We start from the raw sequence: 25,816 nt of genomic DNA, 5'->3' as shown, positions 1-25,816 counted from the left end.
ACAAATATTCTAAACATTTATCAATCGTTTTCCTAAAATTGTAACACGGGAGCGTTGATTTCCCACGGTCTTTTGCGCATACGACTAAAAGTTGCATTAGGGCAAAACTTGAGCTATGATGTGATTATCAACTTACATTATACGTAAAGGAGTCCTTTCCAATGGATAGCACGATTCTGTTTGCATTTTTACTCACACTGTTCGCTGGACTCGCGACAGGGATTGGAAGTATGATCGCTTTCTTCGCCAAACGGACCAACACGGCCTTCTTGTCGGTATCCCTTGGTTTCTCAGGAGGGGTCATGATTTACGTATCCTTCGTCGAGATTTTCCCGAAAGCGTTGACCGAGCTCGTCGGTGCCCACGGTCAGCAACAAGGAACGATTTACACCGTCCTTGCATTCTTCACCGGCATGCTCGTAATCGGGTTAATTGACAAGTTTATCCCATCTCCTGAAAACCCGCATGAGGTCAAATTCGTCGAGTCGATGCAGAACGATGCGTCTTCTCACGAATTAGCGACGACGGCGACGGAGCAAACACCAATCAACACCGAGACGAAGCAACGCCTGCAAAAAATGGGTGTCTTCATGGCTCTCGCAATTGGGATTCACAACTTTCCAGAAGGATTGGCGACATTCGTGTCGGCGCTCGATGATCCGGCCGTCGGACTCGCCATCGCCATCGCCATTGCGTTGCATAACATTCCAGAAGGGATTGCCGTCTCGGTCCCAATCTATTATGCGACCGGGTCACGAAAAAAGGCGTTGAAACTGTCTTTCTTGTCCGGTCTGGCCGAGCCAGCCGGAGCGTTAATTGGATTCCTGATTCTTATGCCGTTCTTGAACGATACAGTGTTCGGCCTCTTATTCGCGGCCGTTGGCGGTATCATGGTGTTCATCTCGCTCGACGAACTCCTTCCGGCTGCCCGTGAATACGGACGGGCCCACCACGCCATGTACGGCATGGTCGCCGGGATGATTGTGATGGCGACAAGCCTAATTTTGTTAATGTAACGAACTGAGTAATTCATGAAATTTTAAGAGGCCGTGGACACGAATCGATTGTGTCCACGGCCTCTTTTTACAACTTGAGTTCAATTAGGTACAACAATTATGAAATACAAATCTACTATTCCATGTTTTCACTTTTAATCATGCTTATTGCTTCTCCCAAGGCGATTCCCGTCAGTAATGATAACTTTTCACGACTTACTTGGTTATGTGCAATCCAGATTTGCGCCAGCGATTCTCCGCAACTTGCTCGAATCATTTCATCAACCGTCTCATCATTTGCAACGGTCAATAATGCAATCTCCACCGCCTCTTCATTTAAGGAAAACCCTAAATCCATGGCAGCGTCGTCCCTTTCTGCATCACTCGCCGTTTGATCGAGTAATATCTCAATCCATGCAAGTGTATGGTTCACCTTTCAGACCTCTTGAGATGGAGTAGTCGACGTCTTAAACAAATGCACGAGGTCTTTCAATTCGACCGACATATGGCTCATCGTCTCGGCGATGCCATTGATTTCTTGAATGGCGGCGAGTTGTTCTTCGACGTTCGCGCCTGCTTCTTCCACGCTTCGTTGCGTCGACACGGCATTCGTCGACATATCCTCGACCGAGACCGCTACCTCGGTCGTGTTCGCGCTCACTTCTTCCGTCGCCGCCGCGATCTCACTCATTTGACGAGACGTCTCTTGAATGACAGAGACGATCTCACGGAACGCACCGGCGACTTCTCCCATTTGGGTGACGCCGCTCGTCACATGCTGGCTTGTGACGTCGAACGCCGCTTCGACTTCCGACGTGTCGCGCTGAATGTCGACGACGACCGCTTGAATCTGTTTGGCCGACTGTTTCGATTCTTCGGCGAGTTTTCGGACCTCGGCCGCGACGACGGCAAACCCTTTCCCGTGTTCACCGGCCCGGGCCGCTTCAATCGCGGCATTTAGGGCGAGCAGGTTCGTCTGTTCCGTGATGGCGGTGATTGAGCGAGTGATTTTCTCGATCTCGAGCGACTGGTTCGACAAACGCTTGACCATCTGTTGCGTCAAGTCGTTCGCTTGTTGAATCTCACGCATTTGTCGTTCGGCCAACTGGATTGTCTCAAGTCCCCCACTCGCCGCTTCGAGCGTATGGATCGTCTGTTCGTTCACGCCTTGCGAGGCCGCGGCGATCTGGTTCAAGCCGACGACGGCTTGGTTGACGCCGGACGTCCCTTCCTCGGCCCGTTTCGCCGATACTTGGGCGCCGAGGTTCATCTGTTCGAACAGGCCGGCCACGCCTTGCGTCGTCGTGGCGACATGGTCCGTACTGGCGTACAGCTCTTCCGAATAGGCCGTCACTTTATCCGAGGCTGCCCCGACTTGGCGAATCAGGCCGACGAGGTTCCGTTTCATATCGTTGAACGCCGTGACGAGGTCACCGAGCTCATCGTTTGAACCGACCTCGATATCGTCTCCGGTCAAGTCTCCTTCGGCAACGACGCGCGCTTCGCTGACGAGTCGATTGATCGGCTTCAAGAACAGCTTTTGGAGGGCTACTAGTGAAAGTAGACCGACAGCGACGCCGATGATGCTGATGACGACCATCCAGATGATCGATTGCCCGGCACTCGCCTGGACCGCTTCCGACTCAGCGGCGAGCGCTTCGCCTTGATACGTGACGAGGTCGGTCACCGTCATTCGGACACGATCCGTCGTCGGTGTCACGCTCGTATTGAGCACTGTCTTGTATCCGATTTCGTCTTGCTGCTGTCGGAGGTCGATGACGCGCGCCATCTCCGTGTCGAGATGTTGATTGAATTTCTCGAGATCATCGAGCCAGGCGAGCACTTTCGGATCTTCTGTCGACTGTTGGAGCGTATCCATCAATTCGTCCCGTTTCGTTTGGGAAGCCTCAAGGCTGATCAACGTTTTCGGGTTCGAGACGAGCAGGTAGTAGTTCAAATAACGCTCGGCATCGGTCACGGTCAACGCCAAATCTTCGGCGACGAGCATATCTTGGAGCCGCTCGTTCAAGACCCGGTCATACTCTGACGTCGCGTTCTGTAATTGATACGAGCCGAGCGCACCGACGATCAATAAGGCGATCAGTGTCGGCACGAGCGCCATTGCCATCTTACGGCGCATCGACGAGCGTCCTTTCACGCGGTCAGGGCGACGCCGTACCTTCCATTTTTTGAGTGGGCGTAGCAATCGTTTCACATCCATGTTCTCTTCTCCTTCTTTCCAATTCTTCTCAACTTGACGATAATGCAAACGTTTTCACGATTCAATTTGATTTTTGGAAATAAGGTGGATGATTCGTCGGATTGACGAAGTTTGTCAAAAATAAATCATTTTTCAAGATATGACAAAAAAAAGACGCCTGACCAGTGATGGCCAGGCGTTGTTTGGTTACTCAGCGAATGATGAGTTGCCTTTTTTCGTCACTTCAGCAATCGCACTGCGATTGAACTTAAGGAGTGACTGGTCACATTTCAATGTGACTTGCGTGTCTTCGATTTGGTGGACGACACCGTGAAGGCCGCCGATTGTTACGACGTGATCCCCACGCTCAAGCGCGTTTTGCATCGATTGTACTTCCTTCTGACGTTTCGTCTGCGGACGGATCAACAAGAAGTAAAACACGACGAAAATAAGGATCATCGGTAATAGTGCTACGAGAGTTTCCATGCGTAAAATTCACCCTTTCCTTCAATATCAGGTTCATTATACCGTGAAACTGAAACGTTGTCACATAATCGCTGTCAGAACAATTTAGAAATTCTTGGCGTTTGGTTTGTTATACCCATATTCTTCGAAAAACTCTTCCTTGAAGTCCAAGAGACGGTCTTCGCGGATGGCTTGACGTACTTGACTCATCAAGTTCACGAGGAAGTGAAGGTTGTGTGTCGAACAGAGGTGAAGCCCGAACATCTCGTCGGCGCGAATCAAGTGGTGCACGTACGCGCGCGAATAGTTCTTACACGTGTAGCAATCGCACTTCTCGTCGATTGGTCCGAAATCCGTCTTATGTTTCGCATGTTTGATCGTGACGCGGCCTTTCGATGTCATAAGCGTCCCGTTGCGGGCGATCCGGGTCGGCAAGACGCAGTCGAACATGTCGATGCCGCGAATCGAGCCTTCGATCAACGCATCCGGTGAACCGACGCCCATCAAATAGCGCGGCTTGTTCTCCGGCATGAACGGTGTCGTGAACTCGAGTGCGCGGTACATGACGTCTTTCGGTTCACCGACCGATAATCCACCGACGGCATAACCTGGGAAATCAAGCGAGACGAGGTCGGCCGCACTTTGACGACGGAGATCTTCGTACTCGCCGCCTTGGATGATACCGAACAACGCCTGGTCTTCCGGACGTTCGTGTGCCGCGAGGCAACGCTCTGCCCAACGGCTCGTCCGCTCGACCGATTTCTTCATGTATTCATGCGTCGCCGGGAATGGCGGGCATTCGTCGAACGCCATCATGATATCCGAACCGAGCGCGTTTTGAATCTCCATCGCCTTCTCCGGTGACAAGAACAACTTGTCGCCGTTCAAGTGGTTGCGGAAATGGACTCCTTCTTCTTGGATGTTGCGAAGGTCGGCGAGCGAGAAGACTTGGAAGCCGCCCGAGTCCGTCAAAATTGCGCCGTCCCAGTTCATGAACTTATGAAGGCCGCCGGCTTGTTTGACGACCTCATGTCCTGGACGAATCCAAAGGTGGTACGTGTTCGAGAGGATGATGTTCGCTCCCATCGCCTTGACTTGTTCCGGGGCCATCGTCTTGACGGTCGCCTGCGTGCCGACCGGCATGAAGACAGGTGTCTCGAACGAGCCGTGCGGCGTATGGACGATTCCGTGCCGCGCTCCCGTCTGTTTACATGTGTGGATATGTTCGTATGTGACTGCGTGTTTGGTCATTTGTTCTCTTCCTTCCTCGTGATGAGCATCGCGTCCCCAAAGCTGAAGAAGCGGTAACGTTCTTGTACCGCCGTGCGGTACGCGTTCAAGATGATGTCGCGCGACGCGAACGCCGAGACGAGCATGACGAGTGTCGACTTCGGCAGATGGAAGTTCGTGATCAGTCCATCAATCGCCTTCAACTCGACGCCTGGGTAGATAAAGATGTCCGTCCAGCCCGATGACTCGACGAAATCCCCATGGTCGCGCACGATCGTCTCGAGCGTCCGGGTCGACGTCGTCCCGACGGCGAAGACGCGGCCGCCGCTTGCACGGACGTCGCGGAGCGCTTCAGCCGAAGCGGCCGACAGTTCGAAATACTCACTGTGCATCGTGTGCTCTTCGATCGTATCGGCCGTGACGGGACGGAACGTACCGAGACCGACGTGGAGCGTGAGCGGGATTAGCTTGACGCCTTTCGCCTCTGCCGCTGCGAGCAGTTCTTCCGTGAAGTGGAGGCCTGCCGTCGGTGCGGCCGCACTCCCGCGTTCACGGGCGTACACCGTCTGATAACGATCCTGGTCGTCGAGCTGTTCACGGATGTATGGCGGAAGCGGCATCGTGCCGAGCTCATCTAAAATCTCATAGAAGATGCCGTCGTAGTCGAACTTGAAGCGGCGTCCCCCTTCCGGCAGCTCTTCGACGCATTCAGCCCGGAGCAACCCGTTGCCGAACTCGACGATGGCGCCGACGCGCACTTTCTTCGCCGGTTTGACGAGCGCTTCCCAGACATCGTCTTCCGTCTGTTTGAGTAAGAGCAGTTCGACTTTCCCGCCCGTCTCCTGCTTCGCCCCGAACAATCGGGCCGGGAGCACGCGCGAGTCGTTGACGACGAGAGCGTCGCCTGCCTGCAAGTAGTCGAGCACGTCACGGAAATGACGGTGCTCGATATCGCCCGTATCGCGGTCGAGGACGAGCAGTCGTGAGCTCGTCCGGTCAAGAAGCGGTACTTGGGCGATCAGTTCTTCCGGTAAGTCAAAATCATAGTCGTTTACGTTCAATTGAATGTCTTGCATATCGTTACTCCTCTTCATAGCCAAAATGCGTCTTTGCGTACTGGGTGATCATCCGGCCGCGCGGCGTCCGTTGCAGAAAACCTTGTTGCAACAAGTACGGCTCATACACGTCCTCGATCGTTTGGGCATCCTCCCCAATCGTCGCGGCGAGCGTCTCGAGTCCGACTGGTCCACCGCCGAACCGTTCGACCATCGCCCGTAACAGCCGGTGGTCGACTTCATCGAGCCCGAGGGCGTCGACGTGTAACCGGTCGAGCGCGTCTGAAGCGAGCACCGGATCGATTTCTTTCGTTCCCGCCACTTGGGCGAAATCACGAACCCGGCGCAACAGCCGGTTGGCGATCCGCGGCGTACCGCGTGCACGTTTCGCGATGGCACCGCTCGCCTCTGGTGAGATCGACAGGCGGAACAGCTGGGCCGTCCGACTGACGATGGCGGCGAGCTCATGCGGCTCGTAGTATTCGAGCTTCAACGTCACACCGAAACGGTCACGGAGCGGCGCCGACAACATGCCGGCCCGCGTCGTCGCACCGACGAGCGTGAACGGTGGCAAATCGATACGGACGCTTCGCGCCATCTCGCCTTGTCCGTAGACGATATCGAGACAGTAGTCTTCCATCGCCGGATAGAGAATCTCTTCGATCGTGCGGCTCAAGCGATGAATCTCATCAATGAACAGGACATCGCCCGGTTCGAGCGTCGACAGGATCGCCGCGAGGTCACCCGGGCGTTCGATGGCTGGGCCGGCCGTCGTCTTGATGCCGACACCCATCTCGTTGGCGATGATTTGGGCAAGCGTCGTCTTTCCGAGTCCCGGAGGACCGTAAAGGAGGACGTGGTCGAGCGTCTCGCTGCGGAGCTTCGCGGCTTGGATGAAGATCGACAAGTTGCCTTTCGCCTTCTCCTGTCCGATGTACTGCTCGAACTTTTGCGGACGCAAGCTCCACTCTTCAGAGTCTTCATATTGTTGATGGGATTGTGACAACAATCGTTCGTCCATGGTCTCCTCCTTATTTCAATAGCAATTGCAGGGCGCGCTTTATGTAAGCGTCTGTCGTCAATATTTCTGAATTCAGTTCCTTGCGGACACGGGTGATTTCACGCTCTGAATACCCGAGTGCGACGAGCGCTTCGCACGCCTCGTCGAGTTCGGAAGCGCCTTGAGCGAACAGTCCGGTGTTCGGTACGTAATCCGGGGCGAGCTCGGACAGCTTGCCTTTCAAGTCGAGCGCCATCTGCTTCGCCGTCTTCTTGCCGACACCCGGGAACTTCGTCAAATACTTCTCGTTCTCGGTCTCGATCGCGTCGATGAGCGCGTCCATATCGCCTGAGGCGACGATGGCGAGTGCGCCTTTCGGTCCGATGCCGTTGACGCCGAGCAGTTTATTGAACAGTTCGCGTTCCCGACGTGAGCGGAAACCGTACAGCGTCTGTTGATCTTCACGCACATAATGATGCGTAAACACGATTACATGTTCGTCTTGTTCACGATAAAAAAACGGGTTAGGCACATGTACTTTGTAGCCGACGCCCGAAACATCCAACGTTATATATTCCGCGCACACATAGGCGACGGAGCCTTTTACGAATTCAATCACGGTCATATCTCCTCTTCATGGGAAAACTGCATTCATTGTACCATAACCACCGCCACGAAAAAAGGACAGGCGATTGCCTGTCCTCAGTGCGCGAGCATCCGCTCGAGGGCGAGTGTCGCCCACTTCGTCGTCTCTAGATCGACACGGATGACGTTGACCGGATCGGTCTCGAGCGACTCGAGCGCCCAGAGCAGATGCGGCAAATCGATGCGGTTCATCGTCAAGCATGGACACATGTATGGATTGAGCGAGATGATATCGAGCTCGGGGTGCGTCGCCGCGAGACGGTTGACCAAGTTCATCTCGGTGCCGACGGCCCACTTCGTCCCCGGCGCGCTCGCTTCGATTTGGTCGATGATGTATGACGTGGATCCGGCCTCGTCCGCCGCCTGCACGACGTCGAACGTGCACTCGGGATGGACGATGATGCGTCGTTCCGGGTCGTTCTTCCGTAACGCCTCAATTTGGGCGACGTTGAACTTCTCATGGACCGAGCAGTGCCCTTTCCACAGAATGACCCGCACATCCTCGATGTCACCCTCATAGACGAGTCGTTCCCGGAGCGGGTCCCAGACGGCCATCGCCTCGAGTGGCACACCCAAATCAAACGCCGTGTTCCGTCCGAGATGCTGGTCCGGTAAGAACAGAATCCGTTCGCCCGCTTCGAGCGCCCAACGGACGATGTCATGGGCATTGGAAGATGTGACCGTCGCGCCCCCGTTCTTGCCGACGAACGCCTTGATCGCCGCCGTCGAATTGACGTACGTGATTGGAATGATATCATCGCCGAACGTATCGGTCAGCTCTTCCCAAGCGACCTCCGTCTGGTCGATATCGGCCATGTCTGCCATCGAGCATCCTGCTCGCATGTCCGGCAAGATGACGAGCTGGTCGTCACGCGTCAGCATGTCGGCCGTCTCGGCCATGAAGTGGACGCCGCAGAAGACGATGAACTCCGCCTCACTCATCTGTTCGGCGAGCCGTGCGAGCTGGAGCGAATCTCCGGTCGCATCCGCGAATTGGACGACCTCGTCCTTTTGGTAATGGTGGGCCGGTAAAAACAGGCGGCTTCCGAGCCGTGCCTTGATGGCTTCAATCCGTTGTTCCATCTGTTCAATCTTCAACTCAGCGTACTGCGCTGGCATCGTTCCGAGTAATTGCATGTTTGATTCCTCCTACAAGATTTAGACTGCAATCGAGCGCCGTCACCGAATGCGTCAACTGTCCGATCGAGATGACGTCGACACCCGTACCGCGATACGCTGCAATCGTTTCGACAGTGATGCCTCCTGACGCCTCCGTTTTAATATGCTCTGGCACGAGCGCACGCCACGCCTTCAGTTCTTCGGGCGCCCGGTTGTCGAACATGATGATGTCGGCGTTCGCCGCGATCGCCTCATGCAATTGTTCGAGCGTCTCGACCTCGACTTCAATCGGCGTCGTGTGGCCGGCAAGCATCCGGGCCCGTGCGACCGCGTTCGTGATCCCGCCGAGTGCCGTGATGTGGTTGTCTTTGATCATGACGGCATCGTCGAGACGGAGCCGATGGTTCTTCCCACCACCCGAGCGGACGGCATGTTTCTCGAGCATGCGGAGCCCGGGCGTCGTCTTGCGCGTATCCGTGACGGCGATCGTCGGGTCGTCGAGCCGTTCGACGCAGCGCCGCGTCATCGTCGCGATCCCGCTCAAGTGCTGGACGAGGTTCAACAGCACCCGTTCCGTCTCAAGGAGCGTCCGCGTCTTGCCTCGCAAAATAAAGAGCGTGTCACCTGCCATGACGTTCGTGCCGTCCGGTTGGCACGATTCGACGACGAGACGTTGCAACTGCGCCATCTCGAGGACGACGTCCATGCCGCAGAAGACGCCGTCTGCCTTGGCGCTGACCGTGGCGAGCGACGTCTCGCGGTGGTCAATCAAGGCACTCGAGGCGTCCCCAAACCCGATGTCCTCATGTAAAAATGCTGTCAGCTGTTCGCGCAAGGCGATTTTGTTCATCTGAATCCTCCGTTCTTATGACGGCACTGGCCAACAGGCGTGCCGCTTTCAGACTCAACGTCTGTTCACTTAATTGTCTTGACACGTGTTTCGTCTGTGCCAGTTGTTGGGTATTTTCTAAGAAACTTACGATTTCGCCAATCTGAGGCGAGATTGTCAACCATTCCCCAATCTGTTGCCGATAGCGGCTGAACAGATCATCCGAAACCTCATATACGGTCGTCTCGTTCACCGTGAACGGCTTCTCCTCCACCGTCACCGCTGCCGCCACCCGCTTCCCGAACACCCAACATTCGAGTAATGAATTTGACGCCAGTCGATTTTTCCCGTGGATGCCCGAATCGGCGACCTCACCAACCGCATATAACCCAGCGACGGTCGTCCGCCCGTCTACGTCGACGTCCACACCGCCCATATGAAAATGTAGCCCGGGCCGCACTGGGATCCGCGTCGCGTCGAGCCCATACATCCGGCACGTCTCGACGAGTTTCGGGAACCGTTCATCAATTCGCTCGACGCGACTCGTATCCAAGTAGACGGTGCCGTCATGACGCGTGAGTGACCGAGCGACCTCGTCCCTAGGGGCGAGGCTTCCGAGCGGATGGTGGGCCATCACGTGACGTCCTGACGCATCGACGAGCGTCGCGCCTGCTCCTCTTAACGCTTCCGTGACGAGGTGGGGCGAATCGACCGCGAGTAACGTCGGGTGGAATTGGATACGAGACAAGTTCGTGAGTCTCGCCCCGACCTCGTCCGCCAAGACGAGCCCGTCCCCCGTGACCGAGCGACAATTCGACGTCCAATCGATGAGTCCACCGATTCCCCCGGTCGCCAAGACGACGGCTCCGGCCTGGACGTGAAGACGTGTCTCTCCGTTGAATCCGGTCGCCCCGGTCACGCGGCCGTCGGTCTTCACCAACGAATCGATCAATACGTGTTCCATGACGGTCACGTTATCCGGCAATTGACGACGAAGCGTCGCCATGACGTGCCGTCCGGTCTCGTCCCCGCCGACGTGAAAGATCCGATTCATGCCATGCGCCCCTTCACGTCCGACGGCGTACTCAGCACCCTCCCGGTCGAAGACGACACCGAAGCGCTCCAAATCGCGGATCGCGCTCCGCCCTTCTTCGACGAGTGTATAGACACGGTCGGGCACGGCTGCGAGTTTCGAGGCGACGAGCGTATCCCGCTCATGGTCGACACTCGACGGCTCCAAATACGAGCTCGCAATCCCGCCTTGGGCCAGATCTGAGTTCGCGCTTGTCACTTCATGCTTGGAGACGACAAGGACGTTCAATGAATGAGGCAAATGGAGTGCCACCGTCACGGCGGCCAAGCCAGCCCCAACGATCAACACATCGACCCGTTCAAACTGTAAAGACATCTGTATATCACCTGTTTTTCATATGTAATGTTGACTTGTAAACTAGTTTCGCATAATTTTGTGAAGAAGACAACATGAGAAAAGGGGAACTTACGATGAACCGTTACTTTGATTATGCGGCGACGCACCCGATGACAAAATCCACTCTCGACCATTACGTGGCCATGGCACGAAGCGTATACGGTAACCCGTCTTCCCTGCACACGCACGGCTATATGGCGGAAGATTACTTGACCGAATCCCGACGCCTGTTGAAGCAAGCGCTCGGCCTCGACATGCTCCGCGGCAAGCTCCTCTTCACCGGAAGCGGCTCCGAGAGCAACTATATCGCCCTCACGAGTCTCCGGAAGCGCATGAAAGGCAGTGAAGTCATCACGTCGTGGCAAGAGCACGACTCGGTCGCGCTTCTGCTTGACGAGTGGGAAGCCGAAGGCGTGATCGTTCACCGCCTGAAGCTGAAGGACGGACGGTTCGACCTCGAGATGTTCACGCATTTGCTCGACCGTGACATCGGGCTCGTCACGTTTCAACACGTCAACTCGGACACCGGCTGGACGCTCCCCCTCCACAACATCCTCTGCCAATTGAAATATAAGAAAGTGTTGTTCCACGTCGACGGTGTCCAGGCGCTCGGCAAGATCCCGGTCTCCGTCGACGGGATTGACGCCTATTCGTTCAGCGCCCATAAAGTCGGGGGCCCAAAAGGCGTCGGCGGCCTCTATATGGAACGGCTGTTGCCACCGCCCTATTATCCGGGACACCATCAATACGGCATCCGTCCCGGCACCATCGACGTGCCCGGCATCTGCGCTTTCGTCAAAGCGTTCACCGACCGTCACGAGCAACGGACACGTCATGAAAGAAATTTCTTGGCGTTTCGTGCTATCTTGAAAGAGAAGACATCGTCTTACGTGGATTGGCTCGAGTTCGACCAGCAGAGCCCCGCCATCTTCTCGTTCGTCTCGAAACAGCGGGACGGGCAATGGTGGATGACCGAACTCGACGGGCTCGGGTTCCAAGTGTCGGCAGGGTCGGCCTGTCGGGCCGGCCAGAACGGACCGAACCGCATGCTGGAGTCGCTCGGCTATGAGACGAGCGCCTGTCACGGGCTCGTCCGCATTTCTTTCGGCGAAGACACGACCGTCGAGGCCACGACGGCACTCGCCGAAGCCATCGTCACTTTAGCAAGGAGAGTAGGATCTTATGAACAAACGCTTAGCCGGTGAAGAACGCCGGCGCACGTTACTGGAAATGATTGAACAGAGTTCGGAGCCGATCACCGGCTCCGAGCTCGCCCGCCGCGTCGCCGTCAGCCGACAAGTCGTCGTCCAAGACTTGTCGCTCTTGAAGGCGAAGGGCCATCAGATCGTCGCGACCGCCCGCGGGTACGTCTATTTACCAGGTGAGGCGTCACCGTCCGCCTATACCCGCAAAATCGTCTGTCGCCACGAGGCCGAGGACATGGAGGCGGAGATGAACGCCATCGTCGACGAGGGCGTCACGATTCGCGACGTCATCATCGACCATCCTGTCTACGGTTCATTGACCGGACAATTGATGGTGAAGAGCCGCCGCGACGTCCGTGCTTTCCTCGAACGGGTCGAGGCGAACCAGGCCGCCCCGTTGTCGCATTTGACGGGTGGTCTCCACATTCATACGCTCGAGGCCGATAGTGAAGACGCCATCGATGCCGCCGTCTCGGAACTCGAGCGGCTCGGCGTCCTCGTCTCCGAGCTCGACTAAGATGTCACAAATACGTGACATCTTTTCTTTTGCTTTCGACTCATGTTCATTATACTGATGGATGGAATGCATCCTGTACAAAATTTGGAAAGGGGGAAACGGTCATGTGGCACTTTCTCGAGCAACTGTTGCTCGGGTGCGGCGTTTTTAGCGTCCCGCTCGGCATCTTCATCCAACTGATCCCGAACGAGCTCGTGCTCGCCTACGGCGGCTACCTGACCGGATCTCTCGACACCTCGTTCCTGTTCGTCTTCCTGCTCGCATGGACGGCGTTCGTCATCAGTCAAATCGTCTTATATGGGATTGGCCGCTACGGAGGACGCCCTGTCGCCCTTCGCCTCTATCGGTCGTTCCGCATTAGTGAGGCGAAGCAACGCCGGGCCGAAGTCTGGTTCGAGACGTACGGCGCTTGGATCGTCTGTCTGAGCGTCATTTGGCGCCAACTGTTCGCCGTCAGCGCCGGGGTCATGCGGTTATCGTTCCGGAAGTTTTTGACGGTGACCGTCCTCATCTTCGCCGTCTGGTCGTTCATCTTCGTCAAACTCGGGATGATGCTCGGCGACAATTGGCGTCACATCGGTGAAGTCACACACGGGTTCTTGCCGTACGTCGGCATCACCATCGGGCTGTTCTTTCTCATCCGCTATATCCGTGCGAATCCGCGCCTATTCAAAAAGTCAGCCTGAGCAGATGCGCTCGAGCTGACTTTTTTTGATATAGAGGGAAAACGGATCGTGATGACGAATATAGAGTTATGAGGAAAGCGTTTTTTTCTCGGAATAGAGACAGCCACCTTCAAAGGAGGAATTACCATGTTCCATCGTCGAAAAACGTACACCATCCGTCCTGAACGCTTAGACGAATTCACCGAATTTTTCCATACATACCTGTATCCGATTCAGGTATCGCACGGCGCACGGCTCGTCGGTCGTTGGGTGACCGAAGACAAGAGCGAGGTCATGGCCCTGTGGGAATACCGCGACCGCGAGCACTACGAGCAAGTCGAACGCGATTACCGTTCGAGCGGCTTGCGCCGCGAGGCGATGAAGAAGCGAGCCCGTCTCGGCAAAGATTTATATATCAAATCGAGTGAGGAGTTCATGATGCCGACCGGTCACTATACGCCACCGCGCACGATTGTCTCCGTAACCGCCTATGTCACGAACGAGGCCGGTGAAGTGTTGCTCGTTCAAAACACGCACCGGAGCGACACGTATGAGATGCCTGGCGGACAAGTCGAGGAGCATGAGTCAATCGTCGACGCCGTGCACCGCGAAGTGAAAGAAGAGACCGGTGTCGATATTGAAGTCGAAGGCATCACCGGTATCTATCAAAACGTCTCCTCGCGCGTGCTCTGCGTCACGTTCCGTGCCCGCTACGTCTCCGGCGACCTGCAACCGCAGGAAGGCGAGACGCAAGAAGTCGGCTTCTTCAAGGTCAACGCCTCGAACGTCGGCGACTACATCAAACGGGAGCACTTCCAAATGCGTCTCGTTGATGCGATCGACCCGACATATATGCCGCACGCCATCTATAAAGTTCGGCCATACGAGCTGCTCGAACGCGTCGAGCGCCATCATACCGTCTAAACAAAAGGAGGGACCGCCAGTTGGCGGTCCCTCCTTCAGTTCGTTTACGCTTGTTCGACCGGTTCGGATTGACCCGTCTCGACGAGCAATTTGCGAATCCGACGCTTTTCGACGTGGAGAACGGTGAACGTCATGTCATCGTACGTGACACGCGCACCTTTCTCTGGAATGTCTCCTAACAGTTCGACGATCCAACCACCCATCGTGTTGGCATCTACTTCAGGTTCTTTAATTCCCATCTCATCAGCGAACTCATCGACATCCATGTCGGCCATACACTCGTAGACGCCGTCACGAAGTCGTCTCAAATAGACGATCGATTCGTCGTGCTCGTCCCAAATGTCTCCGACGAGCTCCTCGAGCATATCTTCGAGTGTGATCAGACCGGCCGTCCCGCCGAATTCGTCGAGGACGACGGCCATGTGCGATTGTTTTTGCTGGAGTACAGGAAGCAGCTCAATCAATTTTGTCTGCGGCGATACGTACGTGAGCGGACGAATGAGCGAACGGACGTCCGTCACTTCATCACGCATCATCGAACGAAGGAAATCACGCTCTGACAACACCCCGATGACGTTGTCAATCGAGTCTTTATACACCGGCAGACGAGAATGTCCACCGCTAAAGATCGTGTCTTTGATCTCTTCAAGCGTATCGTCAATGTCGACGGCGAGGATATCGATCCGCGGCGTCAACACATCGTCGACGGTAATGTCGTTGAAGGCGAAGGCGCTATGCACGAGTTCTGCTTCGGTCTCGCCGAGCACCCCTTCTTCTTCTCCCATATCGACGAGCACTTTCAACTCTTCTTCCGTCACCGACGGCTCTTTGTCGTTCATCCCAATCATGCGGAGCACCAACTTCTTCAATCCGGTAAAGATCATCGTCACCGGTTTCAAGACTTTGACGAGGAACAACAAAATGCCGCTGATGAGAAGCGAATACTTCTCCGCGAACTCTTTCGCGAGAGACTTCGGTAAAATCTCACCGAAAATCAAGATGACAATCGTCGTCGCGAACGTCGAGATGACGAGTCCGGCCCCACCCGAGTAAATACTCGTGGCGATGGCCGTCGATACCGTCGCGGCACCGATGTTGACGATGTTGTTCCCGACAAGGATCGTCGAGAGCGTGTCATCGAAGCGGTCGACGAGGTGGAGGACGCGCTTGGCGCCCTTGTCCCCGTCTTCACTCATACGAATCATCCGGACGCGGTTCACACTCGAGAGCGCGGTCTCGGCAGAAGAGAAAAAGGCTGACAACATAACTAAAACTGCATAAAGAATTAAACTAGACGAGGGCACAGGGTCCACGTTTACTTCACACTCCATTTCATTAATAAAAGATTATTCGACAAATTCGAATTCAAAGTCCAAGATGGCGACGACGCTGCCGTCTTCGGCACCCAACTTGCGAAGGTCGTCATCGACGCCCATTTGACGCATTTGACGCGCGAAGCGTTTGATCGATTCGTCGTGATCGAAGTTCGTCATCTTGAAGAGTTTCTCGATGCGCGGCCCCGTGATCACGAAGCGTTCGTATTCATCGACATGAATCTGATACCCTTTCTCTTCCTTCTCGTAACGATAAACGACACGTGGTGTGGCCGTTTTCTCTTCGAGCTCTTCGAGTGGGAACTCAGGTGTCGAGTCCACGAGATTAGCTACTTCGATGAGCAGGTTGCGGAGTCCTTCTTTGGCGAGTGCCGAGATCGGGAAGACTTTGACGTCGTCTCCGATTTTCTTTTGGAACTCTTCCAATAATTCCGGCGCATCCGGCATGTCCATCTTGTTGGCGACAACGATTTGCGGACGCTCGAGGAGGCGTAAGTTATACGACTCGAGTTCGCGGTTGATCGTCGTGTAGTCTTCGAACGGGTCGCGCCCTTCCATGCCACTCATATCGATCATGTGGACGATAACTTTCGTCCGCTCGATGTGACGAAGGAACTGGTGACCGAGACCGACGCCTTGGCTCGCCCCTTCGATGAGTCCTGGAAGATCGGCCATGACGAAGTCACGGTCGTCCGCCGTCTTGACGACACCGAGGTTCGGTGTGATCGTCGTGAAGTGGTACGCGCCGATTTTCGGGCGTGCCGACGAGACGACTGACAAGAGCGTCGATTTCCCGACTGACGGGAATCCGACGAGACCGACGTCAGCGAGCAATTTCAACTCAAGACGCAATTCGCGCTCTTGACCTGGCTCCCCGTTCTCGGCGATCTCTGGTGCCGGGTTGGCTGGCGTCGCAAAACGACAGTTCCCGCGGCCACCGCGTCCGCCTTTGGCGATCGTGGCCCGTTGGCCGTGCTCGGTAAGGTCGGCGATGACCGTATCGGTCGATGCATCAAATACGATCGTACCTGGTGGGACTTTGACGACGAGCGGCTTCGCTTTTCGTCCGTGCATGCCTTTCGACATCCCTTTTTCACCGTCATGGGCGATGAACTTTTTCGAGAAGCGGAAATCTACGAGCGTGCGCAATCCTTCTTCTACTTCGAATACGACGTCACCACCGTGACCGCCGTCTCCTCCTGCTGGTCCACCGTCTGGAACATACTTCTCGCGGCGGAACGCGACCATCCCTTTACCGCCGTCTCCAGCTTTTACAAAAATATTAACCTGATCGACAAACATTTAATTCCCCTCCTTTATAACGAACGTAGAACATTCTACTGTCTGCTCGTACACTTCGTCTGACGTGAACACGTCGTCCGGCACATGACCGAAGACGCGGACCATCAGTCCGTCCGTGAACGTCACATGAATCGGTCCATCCGTTCCTGACAGAAGACGGACAAGTTTGTCCGCCACACGCGCGTCGTCGAGCGACACACGGTCGGCCGATACCTTGTAGGTCAACCGCCCTTCCCAATTCGCTTGTATGATGACGAGACTCGTCATCGGCAAATCCAAACGAATGAGCGCACTCTCCTCGTCGGCGTGCTGACGATATCGCTCGTACAGCTCCTCGAGTTTTTCAGGCTCGAGCGCCGCATACAAGGAGATCATCTGAAGCCGATTCATCCATTCGTGACGGACGGTCGATAATAGTTTCAGTGCTGCCTGTGAGTTCATGCAATCCTCTCCTAGGTAAAACTAGTAAAAAAGACTCTAACCAAATAAGTGGCTAGAGTCTTCTGCGTGGTTCTACTTACGCAACTGGGTAAACGCTCACTTGTTTCTTGTCGCGACCAAGACGCTCGAAGCGTACTACGCCGTCAACTTTAGCAAACAATGTGTCGTCGCCACCACGGCCTACGTTTTCACCTGGGTGAATTTTCGTACCGCGTTGACGGTAGAGAATCGATCCAGCTGAAACCGTTTGTCCGTCAGCGCGTTTAGCGCCGAGGCGTTTCGAAATCGAGTCACGACCGTTTTTAGTCGATCCTACTCCCTTTTTCGATGCGAAGAACTGAAGGTTCAATTGTAACATGAGGTCCACCTCCTATTGTTCAATTTGGATATAATCACCGTAACTCTGGGCGATCGTGTCTAGTTGCACGAGCATCCCTTCTAATAACAATTGGGTGCGAGTCATATCCTCCGGTGATAGGTCAGGATACGTCTCGACATAAAAGTAGCCACCCTCTGTTTTGTCTGCCATTTCTACAAGAAGCGACTGACCGGCGAGTACCTCGACAGCGTTGTATGCCCCAAAGATGATGGCAGAAACGCCGGCACATACCAAGTCAGAACCGGGTTCGGCAAAGTTGGCGTGACCTGTCACTTCGACGGAACGAATCGACTTCGTCTCGTCTCGTCTGACCGTTACTCGAATCATAGCTTACGCTTCGATTTTCTCGATGCGAACTTTCGTGTAAGGCTGACGGTGACCTTGCTTACGACGGTAGTTTTTCTTAGCTTTCATTTTGAAGACAGTGATCTTCTTAGCGCGGCCGTGTTTTACCACAGTACCGACAACTTTAGCGCCCTCTACGAGTGGAGCTCCGACTTTAACATCGTCACCACCAACGAAAAGAACTTCACCGAATTCTACAGTACCCTCGACATCAGCATCGAGTTTTTCGATGTAGATCTCTTGACCTGCTTCAACTTTGATTTGCTTACCACCAGTTTTGATGATTGCGTACATATACGTGCACCTCCTTATTAAACTCAGACTCGCCATCCAGGGCAGGGCGAAACCGTTTCAACCCGTTCTGTGCGGTTGTAGCCATTTGGGTGCTTCCAAACGAACTAACGTTATAGATAATACCACTCTCGTTTCATCGTTGTCAATGACGAGATACGAAATTCTGACATTCCTCGAGCGTCCCATAGAACGCCACATCCGGTTCTCCCTCGACGAGGAGGACCGTGCAGGCAAACCCATCCCACGACGCGTCGTGCCACTTGCCCGGGAGCGTCAAGACGACCGCTTCGACTTCCGGCGCGAGCTCCATCAAAGCACGTTCAATCCGAGAGAAGACGGCGAGCTTCGACGGCTTCCCGTCGTGCGTCATCCGGTCTTGAATCGAACGTCCCGTGCGTTCCCGGGACAGCTCGAACAAGCCCATACGCGTGAAACCGTACACTTCGACGCGGCGCGGATCACGGGCGCCGAGCTCTTTCATCTTTTTCAAGAGCCGGGCCTGCCCGTCTTTTGACCCGCGTAAGAAGTCGATGACGACCATGCCGCCGATATTGCGCAGCCGGAGCTGCTCCATGACCGCGTAGAGTGCGGCCTCGTTGATTGTGTCGGCTGCCCGCCCCTTGTCCTTGACGGCGACGTTCTTGCCGCTGTTGACGTCGATGACGGTCATCGTCTCAACTTGTTCGACCAAGACGTAAGAACCCCCTTCGAGCCAGACGACGCGCTGTCCGAGCTTTTCAATCGCCCCGTCGAGCCGGGCCACTTCTTTCATCCGACCTTTGCCGACATGGCGTTCGACGTTGACCTCGAGCCGTGATAACCGCTCTTGTGCTTCCTTGTCGTTCAACATGACCGACTCGACCGCATGGCGGCGCACGAACTGTTCACACAGCAGCTCATCCTGCCCGCGTCGTGCCGTCACGACGTCCGCGGCGCGACGCCGAAGCAAGGCAAGTTCTTCTTGAAGGACGTCCGGGCTCGCTTGCCCTGACTCCGTCCGAAACAAGACACCTTCCGCTTCTTCGAGCTCGAACACTTTTGATAACCGGTCCTGGGTGACGAGGTCGAGCTTCCGGCTATACAGCTTACGCCGGCCGTATGGGAAGTAGACGATGTAGCGTCCGCCGAAGCGGATGTTCTCCGTCACTTTATGATGTTTGCCGTTGATGCCTTCTTTCGTCACTTGGACGAGGCGTTTGTCACCGACGACGGCCGCCTGGCCGATGCCCGGCACGTTCGGATACGCCTCGAGCGCTTTGAGCGTCTCGGCAATCGGCAGGAAGAACGTCGTCTCGCCGGTCGTCAAAAACGCGGCGCCGAGCGACGGGTGAATCCGTTCGATCGCGGCCTCGAGAATCGTCCCGACCGACAGTTGGTCGATGAAGCGTTCCTCGACCTCGAGGAGGCGTTCCCCATCGACGAGCATGGCCCGTTCGATGGACGGGGTCCGTTCATAGATCAATCGCACACGTATCTCTCCTTTCGACACAAAAAGGCAACTTTCGTTGCCTTAGGCTTTTTTCATTCCAAACTTCATCATGAGCCGCGTCCAGAAGCCGACCGGTTTTTGTTCGGTCTGAATCGACATGAGCGGCACCGACTCGCCGAGAATGCGGCGCGTGATGTTGCGGTACGCTTGTCCGGCGTTATTGTCCGGGTTCATCGTGACCGGCACTCCGCGGTTCGCAGCGGCGATGACTTCTTCATCGTCGACGACGACGCCGAGCAAGTCGATCGACAAGATACGCATGATGTCATCGATGTCGAGCATGTCGCCTGATTCGACGAGGTGGTTCTTGACGCGGTTGACAATCAGTTTCGGTGCCGCGACATGTTCCGCTTGCTCGAGCATGCCGATGATGCGGTCCGCGTCTTGAACGGCAGCCTTCTCAGGCGTCGTCACGACGACAGCCTCGTCGGCGCCGGCGATGGCGTTCATGAAACCTTGCTCGATACCGGCCGGACAGTCGATCAACACGAAGTCGTATTCGGTCTTCAACTGGTCGATGATCTCTTTCACTTGCTCCGGTTGGACCGACGTCTTGTCTTTCGACTGGGCCGCAGGCAAGAGATACATCTCTTCGAACCGCTTGTCACGGACGAGCGCCTGATGCAGCTTGCACTGCCCGTTGATGACGTCAACGAGGTTATAGATGCTCCGGTTATCGAGTCCTAAGATGATATCCAAGTTCCGTAGACCGATATCCGTATCGACGAGACAGACCGAGTGGCCAGACAATGCGAGGCCCGTCCCGAGGTTCGCGGTCGTGGTCGTCTTCCCGACGCCACCTTTCCCCGACGTCACGACGATGGCCCGACCTTTCTTCACTTCTTTAGCTGTATGTACAGGCTCTACTACTTGCTCCATCAAACTCACCCTCTCTGTAATTCCATTGCATATGCGTCTTTCAGCCCAGTCATGACTTGACGAAGACGCGTCATTTCAATGCCCTGATTCGTCTGATACGCGCATCCCATCTCGATCTCCGGAAGCTCTTCGTCGTCGTCCGACGCGAGCACATGTTCACCGATCGCTAAAAACTTCGGATGGAGCAGACTGGCGGTGATGACCGCTTCCTCCCATCCTTCGACACCGGCACGCACATTTCCTCGTATCGTCCCTAAACAATAGATACTTCCCGTTGCCCGAACCTCGGACCCCGGGTTGATGTCTCCTATAATGAGCACCGAGCCATCGAAATCGAGCACTTGCCCGCTTCGAATCGTCCCGCTATGGTAGTGGAACGTCTTTTTGCCGTAGGTCGCTTTCGCTTCTTCGGTCAACATGACCTCGCTCGATAGCTCCTCGATATAAAAAACGCCATGACGAGCGACGACTTCACGAATTTGACGTGACAGCTCCTCGTCGATGTAACGAGTACCCGCGTGCAATTTGAGTGCAATCTTCCCAGAGGGCGGCTCCATTTCTTGTAACGTGGCCTCAAGCTCTCCGAGCACCTCATCGATGCCACTCCGTGGATTGAAGTGGATTGCAATACCGTTGCGATGTCCTTTTATCGTAATATGTCGTTTACGCTCCATCATGGCTACCCTCTTTTCGCTACAGGCCGCGGCGCCACGTATCGTGTCATCGGCACGTATAACAGTGCGATGGCGACAGCGTTGACGGCGAGCGTCCCTGGAATCTGTTCAACTAATAGTGTTTGAATGGTCATGGTCGTCCCACCGACCGCCGTCATGACACTGAAAATCCCGAAAGAAAACACGAGGATCATGAATGTGAACGTGATGACGACCGAGAAGAAGTTCTCACCTATATATTTTAACACGAAGCTGACTAAGAGAGGAATGAGTGAAAAAGTAAATAAGTAAATTCCGAGCAAGTCGGTGTAGACGATGTCATACAATAGCCCGAAGACGAGACCGAATCCGAGCGCCGACTCCCAGCGGCCATACAAACTGACGTACATCAAGCCGATCAACGTCAAATACAAGAACGGCGTCACATAGTGCCATGAGAAGATGGCGGCCCATGTCCCTTCAATAAGAAAGAGGAGGAACAGGGCGATGAACACTTTCATGTTACTCACCCGCTGCTCCTCCTTCCTCGGGACCCGTCAAGAACGGTTCGTCTAGCGTTCGATCGATGACAAACATTTGCGAGAACTCGTTGAAGTCTGCCTCAGGTTTGATGCGGGCGACTTGAGACACGCCGTATTCGTCGGTTTCGATCGACTCGACCGTACCGATGACGAGACCGGCCGGATACCGCCCACCGAGACCTGACGTCGACACGATCTCGCCTTCTTTCAACTTGACGCTGTTCGAGACCTTCGTGAAGAAGAGCTCGTTCGTCTCGCTGTCGAAGCCATCGATCGTACCGTACGTCGCTTTGCCGTCCGCATCCTTGACGACGGCCGAGACGTTGTTCGTCCGGTTGTTGTCAGAGAGGAGTTGCACTTGCGACGTATAGGCGCTCGTCTGGATGACGCGACCGACCATACCGCCGGCGGCCGTGACGGCCATGCCTTTCTCGACACCGCGCTCTTCCCCGACGTTGACCGTTACGTAGCGCTGCCAGTCGTTCGGCGTACGCCCGATCACTTCGGCGGGAATCAAGTCAAAGTCACGGAGCGACGTGTCGGACGCCTCGACCATTTGCCGCAATTCTTCGTTCTCACGGCGCAGGTCATCGGCCTCGACCGACACTTCCGCGTATTTCGTCAAATGTTGTTTCAATTGACGGTTCTCTTCATAAATATCGCGTACGTTCGAAATCGAGGACACGGTACTGTCCATCCAGCCGATCGGCACCGTGAACACCCGTTGGAACGTTCCGACCACATCACGCGTGACGTCTTGGTACCAGGCGGATTCCGACCGTCCTCGAATCGAAACCCCTAAAATCACAACGAATAAGATGATACCGATCAGCGTGATGATGAGCTTTTTATTGCGTACGAACCGGCTCATCGTGTGTCACCACTCATCGACGCGACGAGATGCCTGATTTTGAACGGAGGACGTCCATCATTTCAAGAGATTTTCCTGTCCCGATAGCGACGCAATCGAGCGGCTCATCCGCGACGAGTGTCGGGATGTGTGTCTCGTCCGAGATGACGTCATCCAAGTTTTTAAGGAGGGCTCCACCGCCTGTGAGGACGATGCCGCGGTCCATGACGTCAGCAGCAAGTTCCGGCGGCGTCTGCTCGAGCGTTTGTTTCACGCCCGCGAGGATCGCTTCGACCGTATCCGAGAGTGCTTCGCACACTTCAGAAGCCGAGACTTCGATTTGTTTTGGAAGACCTGTCACGAGGTCGCGACCACGGATTTCCATTTTCTCATTCTCGTTCGAAGCGTCGATGCGAGCCGAACCGACTTCCATCTTGAGCGTCTCTGACGTCCGCTCCCCGATCATGAGGTTGTATTTGTTTTTGATGTAACGAATAATGGCGTCATCCATTTCGTCACCGCCGACACGAATCGATTGGCTCGTCACGATGCCGCCGAGTGAGATCACTGCGACTTCGGTCGTACCGCCACCGATATCAACGACCATCGAGCCTGTCGGTTCCCAAACCGGGAGACCGGCACCGATTGCTGCCGCGAACGGTTCTTCGATTGTGTACGCTTCACGTGCGCCCGCTTGCTTGGCTGCGTCTTCGACGGCACGTTTTTCGACTGATGTGATGCCGCTTGGCACACAAATCATGACGTTCGTCTTCGATGAGAACAAACCGCTCTTCGACTTCTGTGCTTGCTCCATGAAGTATTTGATCATCGTCGCTGTCGTCTCGAAGTCGGCGATAACCCCATCTTTCATCGGACGGCGTGCCGTGACGTTGCCCGGCGTACGTCCAATCATATCCTTGGCCTGGTTACCCACGGCCTCAATTCTACCTGTATCTGTACGGAACGCCACTACGGACGGTTCACGAACAACGATGCCTTGACCTTTTACATAAACGAGCGTATTTGCCGTTCCAAGGTCGATTCCGATTTCTCGGTTAAAACTACGAAACATACGTGCTGCTCCTCTCTTGGTTACACTATTTTTTATTATAACGGAAAAATCATGTTTGAAAACGTTCATTCGATTACAGGTTATTTACAATAACGCGAATCTCAGTCCTGTCTCACCGTTTATTAGTGTGCCTTCTTTTCGGCAAAAAGGCAAATCAAAAAGCAAGCGCGTGAAAGCGCCTGCCTAGATTTTTACGGGTTCTCGTCAAATCTGCTTTAACGTCTCGAATACGGCGGTTTGAAGCATCGGTCGGTTTGCATCGTACAATTTCACGAAGAAGCTCTTTAGAAACGTTTTCACGTTATGGACGACGTGCCAATACTGCTCGGGCTCGAGTTGCTTCTTTTGTGCGCTCAGTTGAGCCGGTAAACCCTCTAATAGAACGACGATTTCGTGCTCGTCCATCCCGCGATCTAGCAAGGCGAAGATGGGATTCAGCAAGCGCTCATCCTCGTCGTGCAAATAAACGGTCGGAAACATCACTTTGTCCCACAGCGCCTCGAGGATCTCCCTGAACTCCGTCTCGTCGAGGTGCGGATGCAGGACGAGCTCGTCGAAGGCATCGGCCACATGGGCGATCGCATGGGCCCAACCTTTTGTGGGCACGTACCCTCTCGTATCGATTTCACAATCGAGATATGCCAGGAGCTTCGCTTTCAACATCTCGAGATTCGGTTCCGATAAAAACCTTTGCTGGTGGTCTTGATACAAAATCAAGGCGATCAATAGCGTCGAGAACGCCCGCGTGAAGACGGTATCTGATGCCGTCTCTCCGATGCCGTGGAACAAGTGGTATTTGAGCGTCGAATTGAATAGACCAGTCAGTTGTTCGTTCGTCAGTTGTTCGTCTTCGATGATGAAGCGATAAAAGAGCGTGTAAATCAACTGATCTCGAAGCTCCGCATCCGTCGATCCAATATGATGGAGCATCGATTGGATGACCCGCTCCTCGTCTAATTCCTGTAACCGAACCGTCCCGCCCTTGATGTCCGTCAACATCAACTTCAAATCCCGTTCCTGATAGATGGTTTCCTCATTCATATCTGATCACATTCCCTCTTCGTAGGTCGTATAGAACCGTATACTCTCCGTGTTCGACGCCGTGTTTGATGACTCCTCTAAACAGACAAAAAGCAGGCACGGATGCGCCTGCTTCGTTCGAATGACAAGTTGAAGATTAGAGACCTGGCTGGAGCGGGAGCAAAAGCATCGACCCATAAAAAACGACCGAGAAGATGAGCACCGGCCGAAAGAATCGGGACGGACGGACGCGGGTCGCCCCTGCCAAAAAACTCGACACCGTCACGACGAATAAGTAAATTCCGATATACATGAAGACGAGTTGCGGGATGACCTGCCACACTTGAGAATCGTTCGACGAGTTGAACCAGGCGACGAACAGACCGGCGTAGGCGATGAACGCGACAATGCCGATGCCGATGCCGACGAGCGGTGAGACGCGGTCGAGCCAATGATCCTCACGTTGGAACTGTTGAAACAACGCCACACTGATGAAGACGAACAGCGCGAATACGAGAAGCGACAGTACGAGTGGATCGAGCGGGACGAAACTGGCGACGAGCGCGACAACAAGCATCAATAACCAAATCAATTTTTCCATATGAACACCTCGTCTCTCAGTATAGCAAACGAATGTTTCATTTGGAAATTAAATCCCAGTTTCAAACATTCATACACCCTCATTGCTTCATACAAAAATGATCTCAGGTTATGGATGACGTGCTCATACGCTTTAGGCTCAAGTCTAAACTATCATCTATAATCATTATGTTCTTGAAGCGGCATATTGATTTAATTTAAATGGACCAACAACGACTGTGTAATGCAAAATAGGAGTGCAGAAGTGTACAACGGAAACGTACACAACTCTGCACTCCTATTTTAGAAAAGAAAAAGGACTTGCCAGCAACCATAATCTCACCCTAACGTTTAAGTTG

29 protein-coding genes and 1 other annotated feature are annotated in these 25,816 nt (G+C 54.6%); of the genes, 5 read left to right on the top strand and 24 right to left on the bottom strand.

Annotated features, from left to right (window positions below; all coding sequences use genetic code 11):
- The first annotated feature begins 161 nt into the window (after nucleotides 1-161).
- On the top strand, nucleotides 162-1,016 hold the full coding sequence (gene zupT / locus KNP79_RS00145; protein ID WP_215190843.1) for a zinc transporter ZupT: 855 nt from the start codon (nucleotides 162-164) through the stop codon (nucleotides 1,014-1,016).
- Between the two features lie 115 nt (nucleotides 1,017-1,131).
- Here the strand turns inward: zupT and KNP79_RS00140 are convergent, their stop codons facing one another.
- From KNP79_RS00140 to KNP79_RS00095, 10 genes are all read right to left on the bottom strand, one after another.
- Nucleotides 1,132-1,428, bottom strand: coding sequence for a hypothetical protein (locus KNP79_RS00140; protein ID WP_215190842.1), 297 nt, complete (start codon nucleotides 1,426-1,428; stop codon nucleotides 1,132-1,134).
- Nucleotides 1,429-1,431: 3 nt separating this feature from the next.
- Nucleotides 1,432-3,216: a methyl-accepting chemotaxis protein gene (locus tag KNP79_RS00135; protein WP_215190841.1), complete on the bottom strand. Its 1,785-nt coding sequence runs from the start codon at nucleotides 3,214-3,216 to the stop codon at nucleotides 1,432-1,434.
- 186 nt (nucleotides 3,217-3,402) lie between these two features.
- A complete protein-coding gene (gene yajC, locus KNP79_RS00130) occupies nucleotides 3,403-3,681 on the bottom strand; it encodes a preprotein translocase subunit YajC (protein ID WP_021066898.1) in 279 nt (92 codons plus the stop codon).
- Between the two features lie 84 nt (nucleotides 3,682-3,765).
- Nucleotides 3,766-4,911 carry a tRNA guanosine(34) transglycosylase Tgt gene (gene tgt, locus KNP79_RS00125; protein ID WP_021066897.1) on the bottom strand — a complete coding sequence of 382 codons (1,146 nt, stop codon included), beginning with the start codon at nucleotides 4,909-4,911 and terminating at the stop codon, nucleotides 3,766-3,768.
- Entirely contained in the window at nucleotides 4,908-5,951 is a 1,044-nt protein-coding gene (queA, locus tag KNP79_RS00120) for a tRNA preQ1(34) S-adenosylmethionine ribosyltransferase-isomerase QueA (protein WP_128122996.1), read from the bottom strand. The genes tgt and queA overlap by 4 nt, the downstream gene beginning before the upstream one ends.
- Before the next feature lie 19 nt (nucleotides 5,952-5,970).
- On the bottom strand, nucleotides 5,971-6,966 hold the full coding sequence (ruvB, locus tag KNP79_RS00115; RefSeq protein ID WP_034776878.1) for a Holliday junction branch migration DNA helicase RuvB: 996 nt from the start codon (nucleotides 6,964-6,966) through the stop codon (nucleotides 5,971-5,973).
- Nucleotides 6,967-6,976: 10 nt separating this feature from the next.
- Nucleotides 6,977-7,564 carry a Holliday junction branch migration protein RuvA gene (ruvA, locus tag KNP79_RS00110; RefSeq protein ID WP_034776877.1) on the bottom strand — a complete coding sequence of 196 codons (588 nt, stop codon included), beginning with the start codon at nucleotides 7,562-7,564 and terminating at the stop codon, nucleotides 6,977-6,979.
- 83 nt (nucleotides 7,565-7,647) lie between these two features.
- Nucleotides 7,648-8,727, bottom strand: a complete 1,080-nt coding sequence (gene nadA, locus KNP79_RS00105) for a quinolinate synthase NadA (protein ID WP_215190840.1) — start codon at nucleotides 8,725-8,727, stop codon at nucleotides 7,648-7,650.
- Nucleotides 8,690-9,559: a carboxylating nicotinate-nucleotide diphosphorylase gene (gene nadC / locus KNP79_RS00100; protein WP_215190839.1), complete on the bottom strand. Its 870-nt coding sequence runs from the start codon at nucleotides 9,557-9,559 to the stop codon at nucleotides 8,690-8,692. The genes nadA and nadC overlap by 38 nt, the downstream gene beginning before the upstream one ends.
- Nucleotides 9,513-10,946 carry an L-aspartate oxidase gene (locus KNP79_RS00095; RefSeq protein ID WP_215190838.1) on the bottom strand — a complete coding sequence of 478 codons (1,434 nt, stop codon included), beginning with the start codon at nucleotides 10,944-10,946 and terminating at the stop codon, nucleotides 9,513-9,515. Before KNP79_RS00095 ends, nadC begins: the two co-directional genes overlap by 47 nt.
- 95 nt (nucleotides 10,947-11,041) lie before the next feature.
- Here KNP79_RS00095 and KNP79_RS00090 point away from each other — a divergent pair, with 95 nt between their 5' ends.
- The 4 genes from KNP79_RS00090 to KNP79_RS00075 all read left to right on the top strand — a co-directional run bounded on the left by KNP79_RS00090 (nucleotide 11,042) and on the right by KNP79_RS00075 (nucleotide 14,278).
- Nucleotides 11,042-12,172, top strand: a complete 1,131-nt coding sequence (locus tag KNP79_RS00090) for a cysteine desulfurase family protein (RefSeq protein WP_251132835.1) — start codon at nucleotides 11,042-11,044, stop codon at nucleotides 12,170-12,172.
- Nucleotides 12,150-12,689: a transcription repressor NadR gene (locus KNP79_RS00085; protein ID WP_034776872.1), complete on the top strand. Its 540-nt coding sequence runs from the start codon at nucleotides 12,150-12,152 to the stop codon at nucleotides 12,687-12,689. Before KNP79_RS00090 ends, KNP79_RS00085 begins: the two co-directional genes overlap by 23 nt.
- Nucleotides 12,690-12,793: 104 nt before the next feature.
- The gene (locus KNP79_RS00080) at nucleotides 12,794-13,375 is read left to right on the top strand and encodes a DedA family protein (RefSeq protein ID WP_215190836.1); all 582 of its coding nucleotides are present in this window, start codon (nucleotides 12,794-12,796) and stop codon (nucleotides 13,373-13,375) included.
- A gap of 126 nt (nucleotides 13,376-13,501) precedes the next feature.
- Entirely contained in the window at nucleotides 13,502-14,278 is a 777-nt protein-coding gene (locus KNP79_RS00075; RefSeq protein WP_215190835.1) for an NUDIX domain-containing protein, read from the top strand.
- A 44-nt stretch (nucleotides 14,279-14,322) separates the two neighbouring features.
- Here KNP79_RS00075 and KNP79_RS00070 read toward each other — a convergent pair whose 3' ends face one another.
- The 14 genes from KNP79_RS00070 to KNP79_RS00005 form a co-directional block, all read right to left on the bottom strand.
- On the bottom strand, nucleotides 14,323-15,609 hold the full coding sequence (locus KNP79_RS00070; RefSeq protein ID WP_034776869.1) for a hemolysin family protein: 1,287 nt from the start codon (nucleotides 15,607-15,609) through the stop codon (nucleotides 14,323-14,325).
- Nucleotides 15,610-15,624: 15 nt separating this feature from the next.
- Nucleotides 15,625-16,914 carry a GTPase ObgE gene (gene obgE / locus KNP79_RS00065; RefSeq protein ID WP_034776868.1) on the bottom strand — a complete coding sequence of 430 codons (1,290 nt, stop codon included), beginning with the start codon at nucleotides 16,912-16,914 and terminating at the stop codon, nucleotides 15,625-15,627.
- Nucleotides 16,915-17,355 (bottom strand): Spo0B domain-containing protein, encoded by a 441-nt coding sequence (locus tag KNP79_RS00060; protein WP_034776867.1) that lies wholly within the window; start codon nucleotides 17,353-17,355, stop codon nucleotides 16,915-16,917.
- A gap of 76 nt (nucleotides 17,356-17,431) precedes the next feature.
- Nucleotides 17,432-17,713 carry a 50S ribosomal protein L27 gene (rpmA, locus tag KNP79_RS00055; protein ID WP_016508537.1) on the bottom strand — a complete coding sequence of 94 codons (282 nt, stop codon included), beginning with the start codon at nucleotides 17,711-17,713 and terminating at the stop codon, nucleotides 17,432-17,434.
- 12 nt (nucleotides 17,714-17,725) lie between these two features.
- The gene (locus KNP79_RS00050; protein WP_034776866.1) at nucleotides 17,726-18,061 is read right to left on the bottom strand and encodes a ribosomal-processing cysteine protease Prp; all 336 of its coding nucleotides are present in this window, start codon (nucleotides 18,059-18,061) and stop codon (nucleotides 17,726-17,728) included.
- A 3-nt stretch (nucleotides 18,062-18,064) separates the two neighbouring features.
- Entirely contained in the window at nucleotides 18,065-18,373 is a 309-nt protein-coding gene (gene rplU / locus KNP79_RS00045; protein ID WP_015881153.1) for a 50S ribosomal protein L21, read from the bottom strand.
- A 15-nt stretch (nucleotides 18,374-18,388) separates the two neighbouring features.
- Nucleotides 18,389-18,460, bottom strand: a sequence feature (ribosomal protein L21 leader region).
- A 55-nt stretch (nucleotides 18,461-18,515) separates the two neighbouring features.
- Nucleotides 18,516-19,841 carry a ribonuclease E/G gene (locus KNP79_RS00040; protein ID WP_215190834.1) on the bottom strand — a complete coding sequence of 442 codons (1,326 nt, stop codon included), beginning with the start codon at nucleotides 19,839-19,841 and terminating at the stop codon, nucleotides 18,516-18,518.
- 42 nt (nucleotides 19,842-19,883) lie between these two features.
- Complete coding sequence (minD, locus tag KNP79_RS00035; protein WP_051627738.1) at nucleotides 19,884-20,741, bottom strand: septum site-determining protein MinD; 858 nt, start codon at nucleotides 20,739-20,741, stop codon at nucleotides 19,884-19,886.
- 5 nt (nucleotides 20,742-20,746) lie between these two features.
- Nucleotides 20,747-21,415, bottom strand: coding sequence for a septum site-determining protein MinC (locus tag KNP79_RS00030; RefSeq protein WP_232939187.1), 669 nt, complete (start codon nucleotides 21,413-21,415; stop codon nucleotides 20,747-20,749).
- A gap of 5 nt (nucleotides 21,416-21,420) precedes the next feature.
- Nucleotides 21,421-21,915, bottom strand: a complete 495-nt coding sequence (gene mreD / locus KNP79_RS00025; protein WP_052090206.1) for a rod shape-determining protein MreD — start codon at nucleotides 21,913-21,915, stop codon at nucleotides 21,421-21,423.
- Nucleotide 21,916: 1 nt separating this feature from the next.
- The gene (mreC, locus tag KNP79_RS00020) at nucleotides 21,917-22,807 is read right to left on the bottom strand and encodes a rod shape-determining protein MreC (protein ID WP_034776861.1); all 891 of its coding nucleotides are present in this window, start codon (nucleotides 22,805-22,807) and stop codon (nucleotides 21,917-21,919) included.
- A gap of 13 nt (nucleotides 22,808-22,820) precedes the next feature.
- Nucleotides 22,821-23,858: a rod shape-determining protein gene (locus KNP79_RS00015; protein ID WP_034776859.1), complete on the bottom strand. Its 1,038-nt coding sequence runs from the start codon at nucleotides 23,856-23,858 to the stop codon at nucleotides 22,821-22,823.
- 204 nt (nucleotides 23,859-24,062) lie between these two features.
- Complete coding sequence (locus KNP79_RS00010) at nucleotides 24,063-24,899, bottom strand: DUF2785 domain-containing protein (protein ID WP_215190833.1); 837 nt, start codon at nucleotides 24,897-24,899, stop codon at nucleotides 24,063-24,065.
- 136 nt (nucleotides 24,900-25,035) lie between these two features.
- Complete coding sequence (locus KNP79_RS00005) at nucleotides 25,036-25,479, bottom strand: hypothetical protein (protein WP_251132834.1); 444 nt, start codon at nucleotides 25,477-25,479, stop codon at nucleotides 25,036-25,038.
- Between the last annotated feature and the right edge of the window lie 337 nt (nucleotides 25,480-25,816).

It is taken from the genome of Exiguobacterium sp. s7, assembly GCF_018618195.1.
GTDB classification, from domain to species: Bacteria; Bacillota; Bacilli; order Exiguobacteriales; family Exiguobacteriaceae; genus Exiguobacterium; species Exiguobacterium mexicanum_A.
Note: the sequence above shows the minus strand (reverse complement) of the source record. Positions and strands in the feature narration are given on the sequence as shown.

Excerpts from the sequence above, each read along its gene's own strand:
- zupT (WP_215190843.1), top strand. The coding sequence starts at position 162 with ATGGATAGCACGATTCTGTTTGCATTTTTACTCACACTGTTCGCTGGA.
- KNP79_RS00135 (WP_215190841.1), bottom strand. The coding sequence starts at position 3,216 with ATGGATGTGAAACGATTGCTACGCCCACTCAAAAAATGGAAGGTACGG.
- yajC (WP_021066898.1), bottom strand. The coding sequence starts at position 3,681 with ATGGAAACTCTCGTAGCACTATTACCGATGATCCTTATTTTCGTCGTG.
- tgt (WP_021066897.1), bottom strand. The coding sequence starts at position 4,911 with ATGACCAAACACGCAGTCACATACGAACATATCCACACATGTAAACAG.
- ruvB (WP_034776878.1), bottom strand. The coding sequence starts at position 6,966 with ATGGACGAACGATTGTTGTCACAATCCCATCAACAATATGAAGACTCT.
- nadA (WP_215190840.1), bottom strand. The coding sequence starts at position 8,727 with ATGCAATTACTCGGAACGATGCCAGCGCAGTACGCTGAGTTGAAGATT.
- nadC (WP_215190839.1), bottom strand. The coding sequence starts at position 9,559 with ATGAACAAAATCGCCTTGCGCGAACAGCTGACAGCATTTTTACATGAG.
- KNP79_RS00095 (WP_215190838.1), bottom strand. The coding sequence starts at position 10,946 with ATGTCTTTACAGTTTGAACGGGTCGATGTGTTGATCGTTGGGGCTGGC.
- KNP79_RS00090 (WP_251132835.1), top strand. The coding sequence starts at position 11,042 with ATGAACCGTTACTTTGATTATGCGGCGACGCACCCGATGACAAAATCC.
- KNP79_RS00085 (WP_034776872.1), top strand. The coding sequence starts at position 12,150 with ATGAACAAACGCTTAGCCGGTGAAGAACGCCGGCGCACGTTACTGGAA.
- KNP79_RS00080 (WP_215190836.1), top strand. The coding sequence starts at position 12,794 with ATGTGGCACTTTCTCGAGCAACTGTTGCTCGGGTGCGGCGTTTTTAGC.
- KNP79_RS00075 (WP_215190835.1), top strand. The coding sequence starts at position 13,502 with ATGTTCCATCGTCGAAAAACGTACACCATCCGTCCTGAACGCTTAGAC.
- KNP79_RS00070 (WP_034776869.1), bottom strand. The coding sequence starts at position 15,609 with ATGGAGTGTGAAGTAAACGTGGACCCTGTGCCCTCGTCTAGTTTAATT.
- obgE (WP_034776868.1), bottom strand. The coding sequence starts at position 16,914 with ATGTTTGTCGATCAGGTTAATATTTTTGTAAAAGCTGGAGACGGCGGT.
- KNP79_RS00060 (WP_034776867.1), bottom strand. The coding sequence starts at position 17,355 with ATGAACTCACAGGCAGCACTGAAACTATTATCGACCGTCCGTCACGAA.
- rpmA (WP_016508537.1), bottom strand. The coding sequence starts at position 17,713 with ATGTTACAATTGAACCTTCAGTTCTTCGCATCGAAAAAGGGAGTAGGA.
- KNP79_RS00050 (WP_034776866.1), bottom strand. The coding sequence starts at position 18,061 with ATGATTCGAGTAACGGTCAGACGAGACGAGACGAAGTCGATTCGTTCC.
- rplU (WP_015881153.1), bottom strand. The coding sequence starts at position 18,373 with ATGTACGCAATCATCAAAACTGGTGGTAAGCAAATCAAAGTTGAAGCA.
- minD (WP_051627738.1), bottom strand. The coding sequence starts at position 20,741 with ATGGAGCAAGTAGTAGAGCCTGTACATACAGCTAAAGAAGTGAAGAAA.
- KNP79_RS00030 (WP_232939187.1), bottom strand. The coding sequence starts at position 21,415 with ATGGAGCGTAAACGACATATTACGATAAAAGGACATCGCAACGGTATT.
- mreD (WP_052090206.1), bottom strand. The coding sequence starts at position 21,915 with ATGAAAGTGTTCATCGCCCTGTTCCTCCTCTTTCTTATTGAAGGGACA.
- mreC (WP_034776861.1), bottom strand. The coding sequence starts at position 22,807 with ATGAGCCGGTTCGTACGCAATAAAAAGCTCATCATCACGCTGATCGGT.
- KNP79_RS00015 (WP_034776859.1), bottom strand. The coding sequence starts at position 23,858 with ATGTTTCGTAGTTTTAACCGAGAAATCGGAATCGACCTTGGAACGGCA.
- KNP79_RS00010 (WP_215190833.1), bottom strand. The coding sequence starts at position 24,899 with ATGAATGAGGAAACCATCTATCAGGAACGGGATTTGAAGTTGATGTTG.
- KNP79_RS00005 (WP_251132834.1), bottom strand. The coding sequence starts at position 25,479 with ATGGAAAAATTGATTTGGTTATTGATGCTTGTTGTCGCGCTCGTCGCC.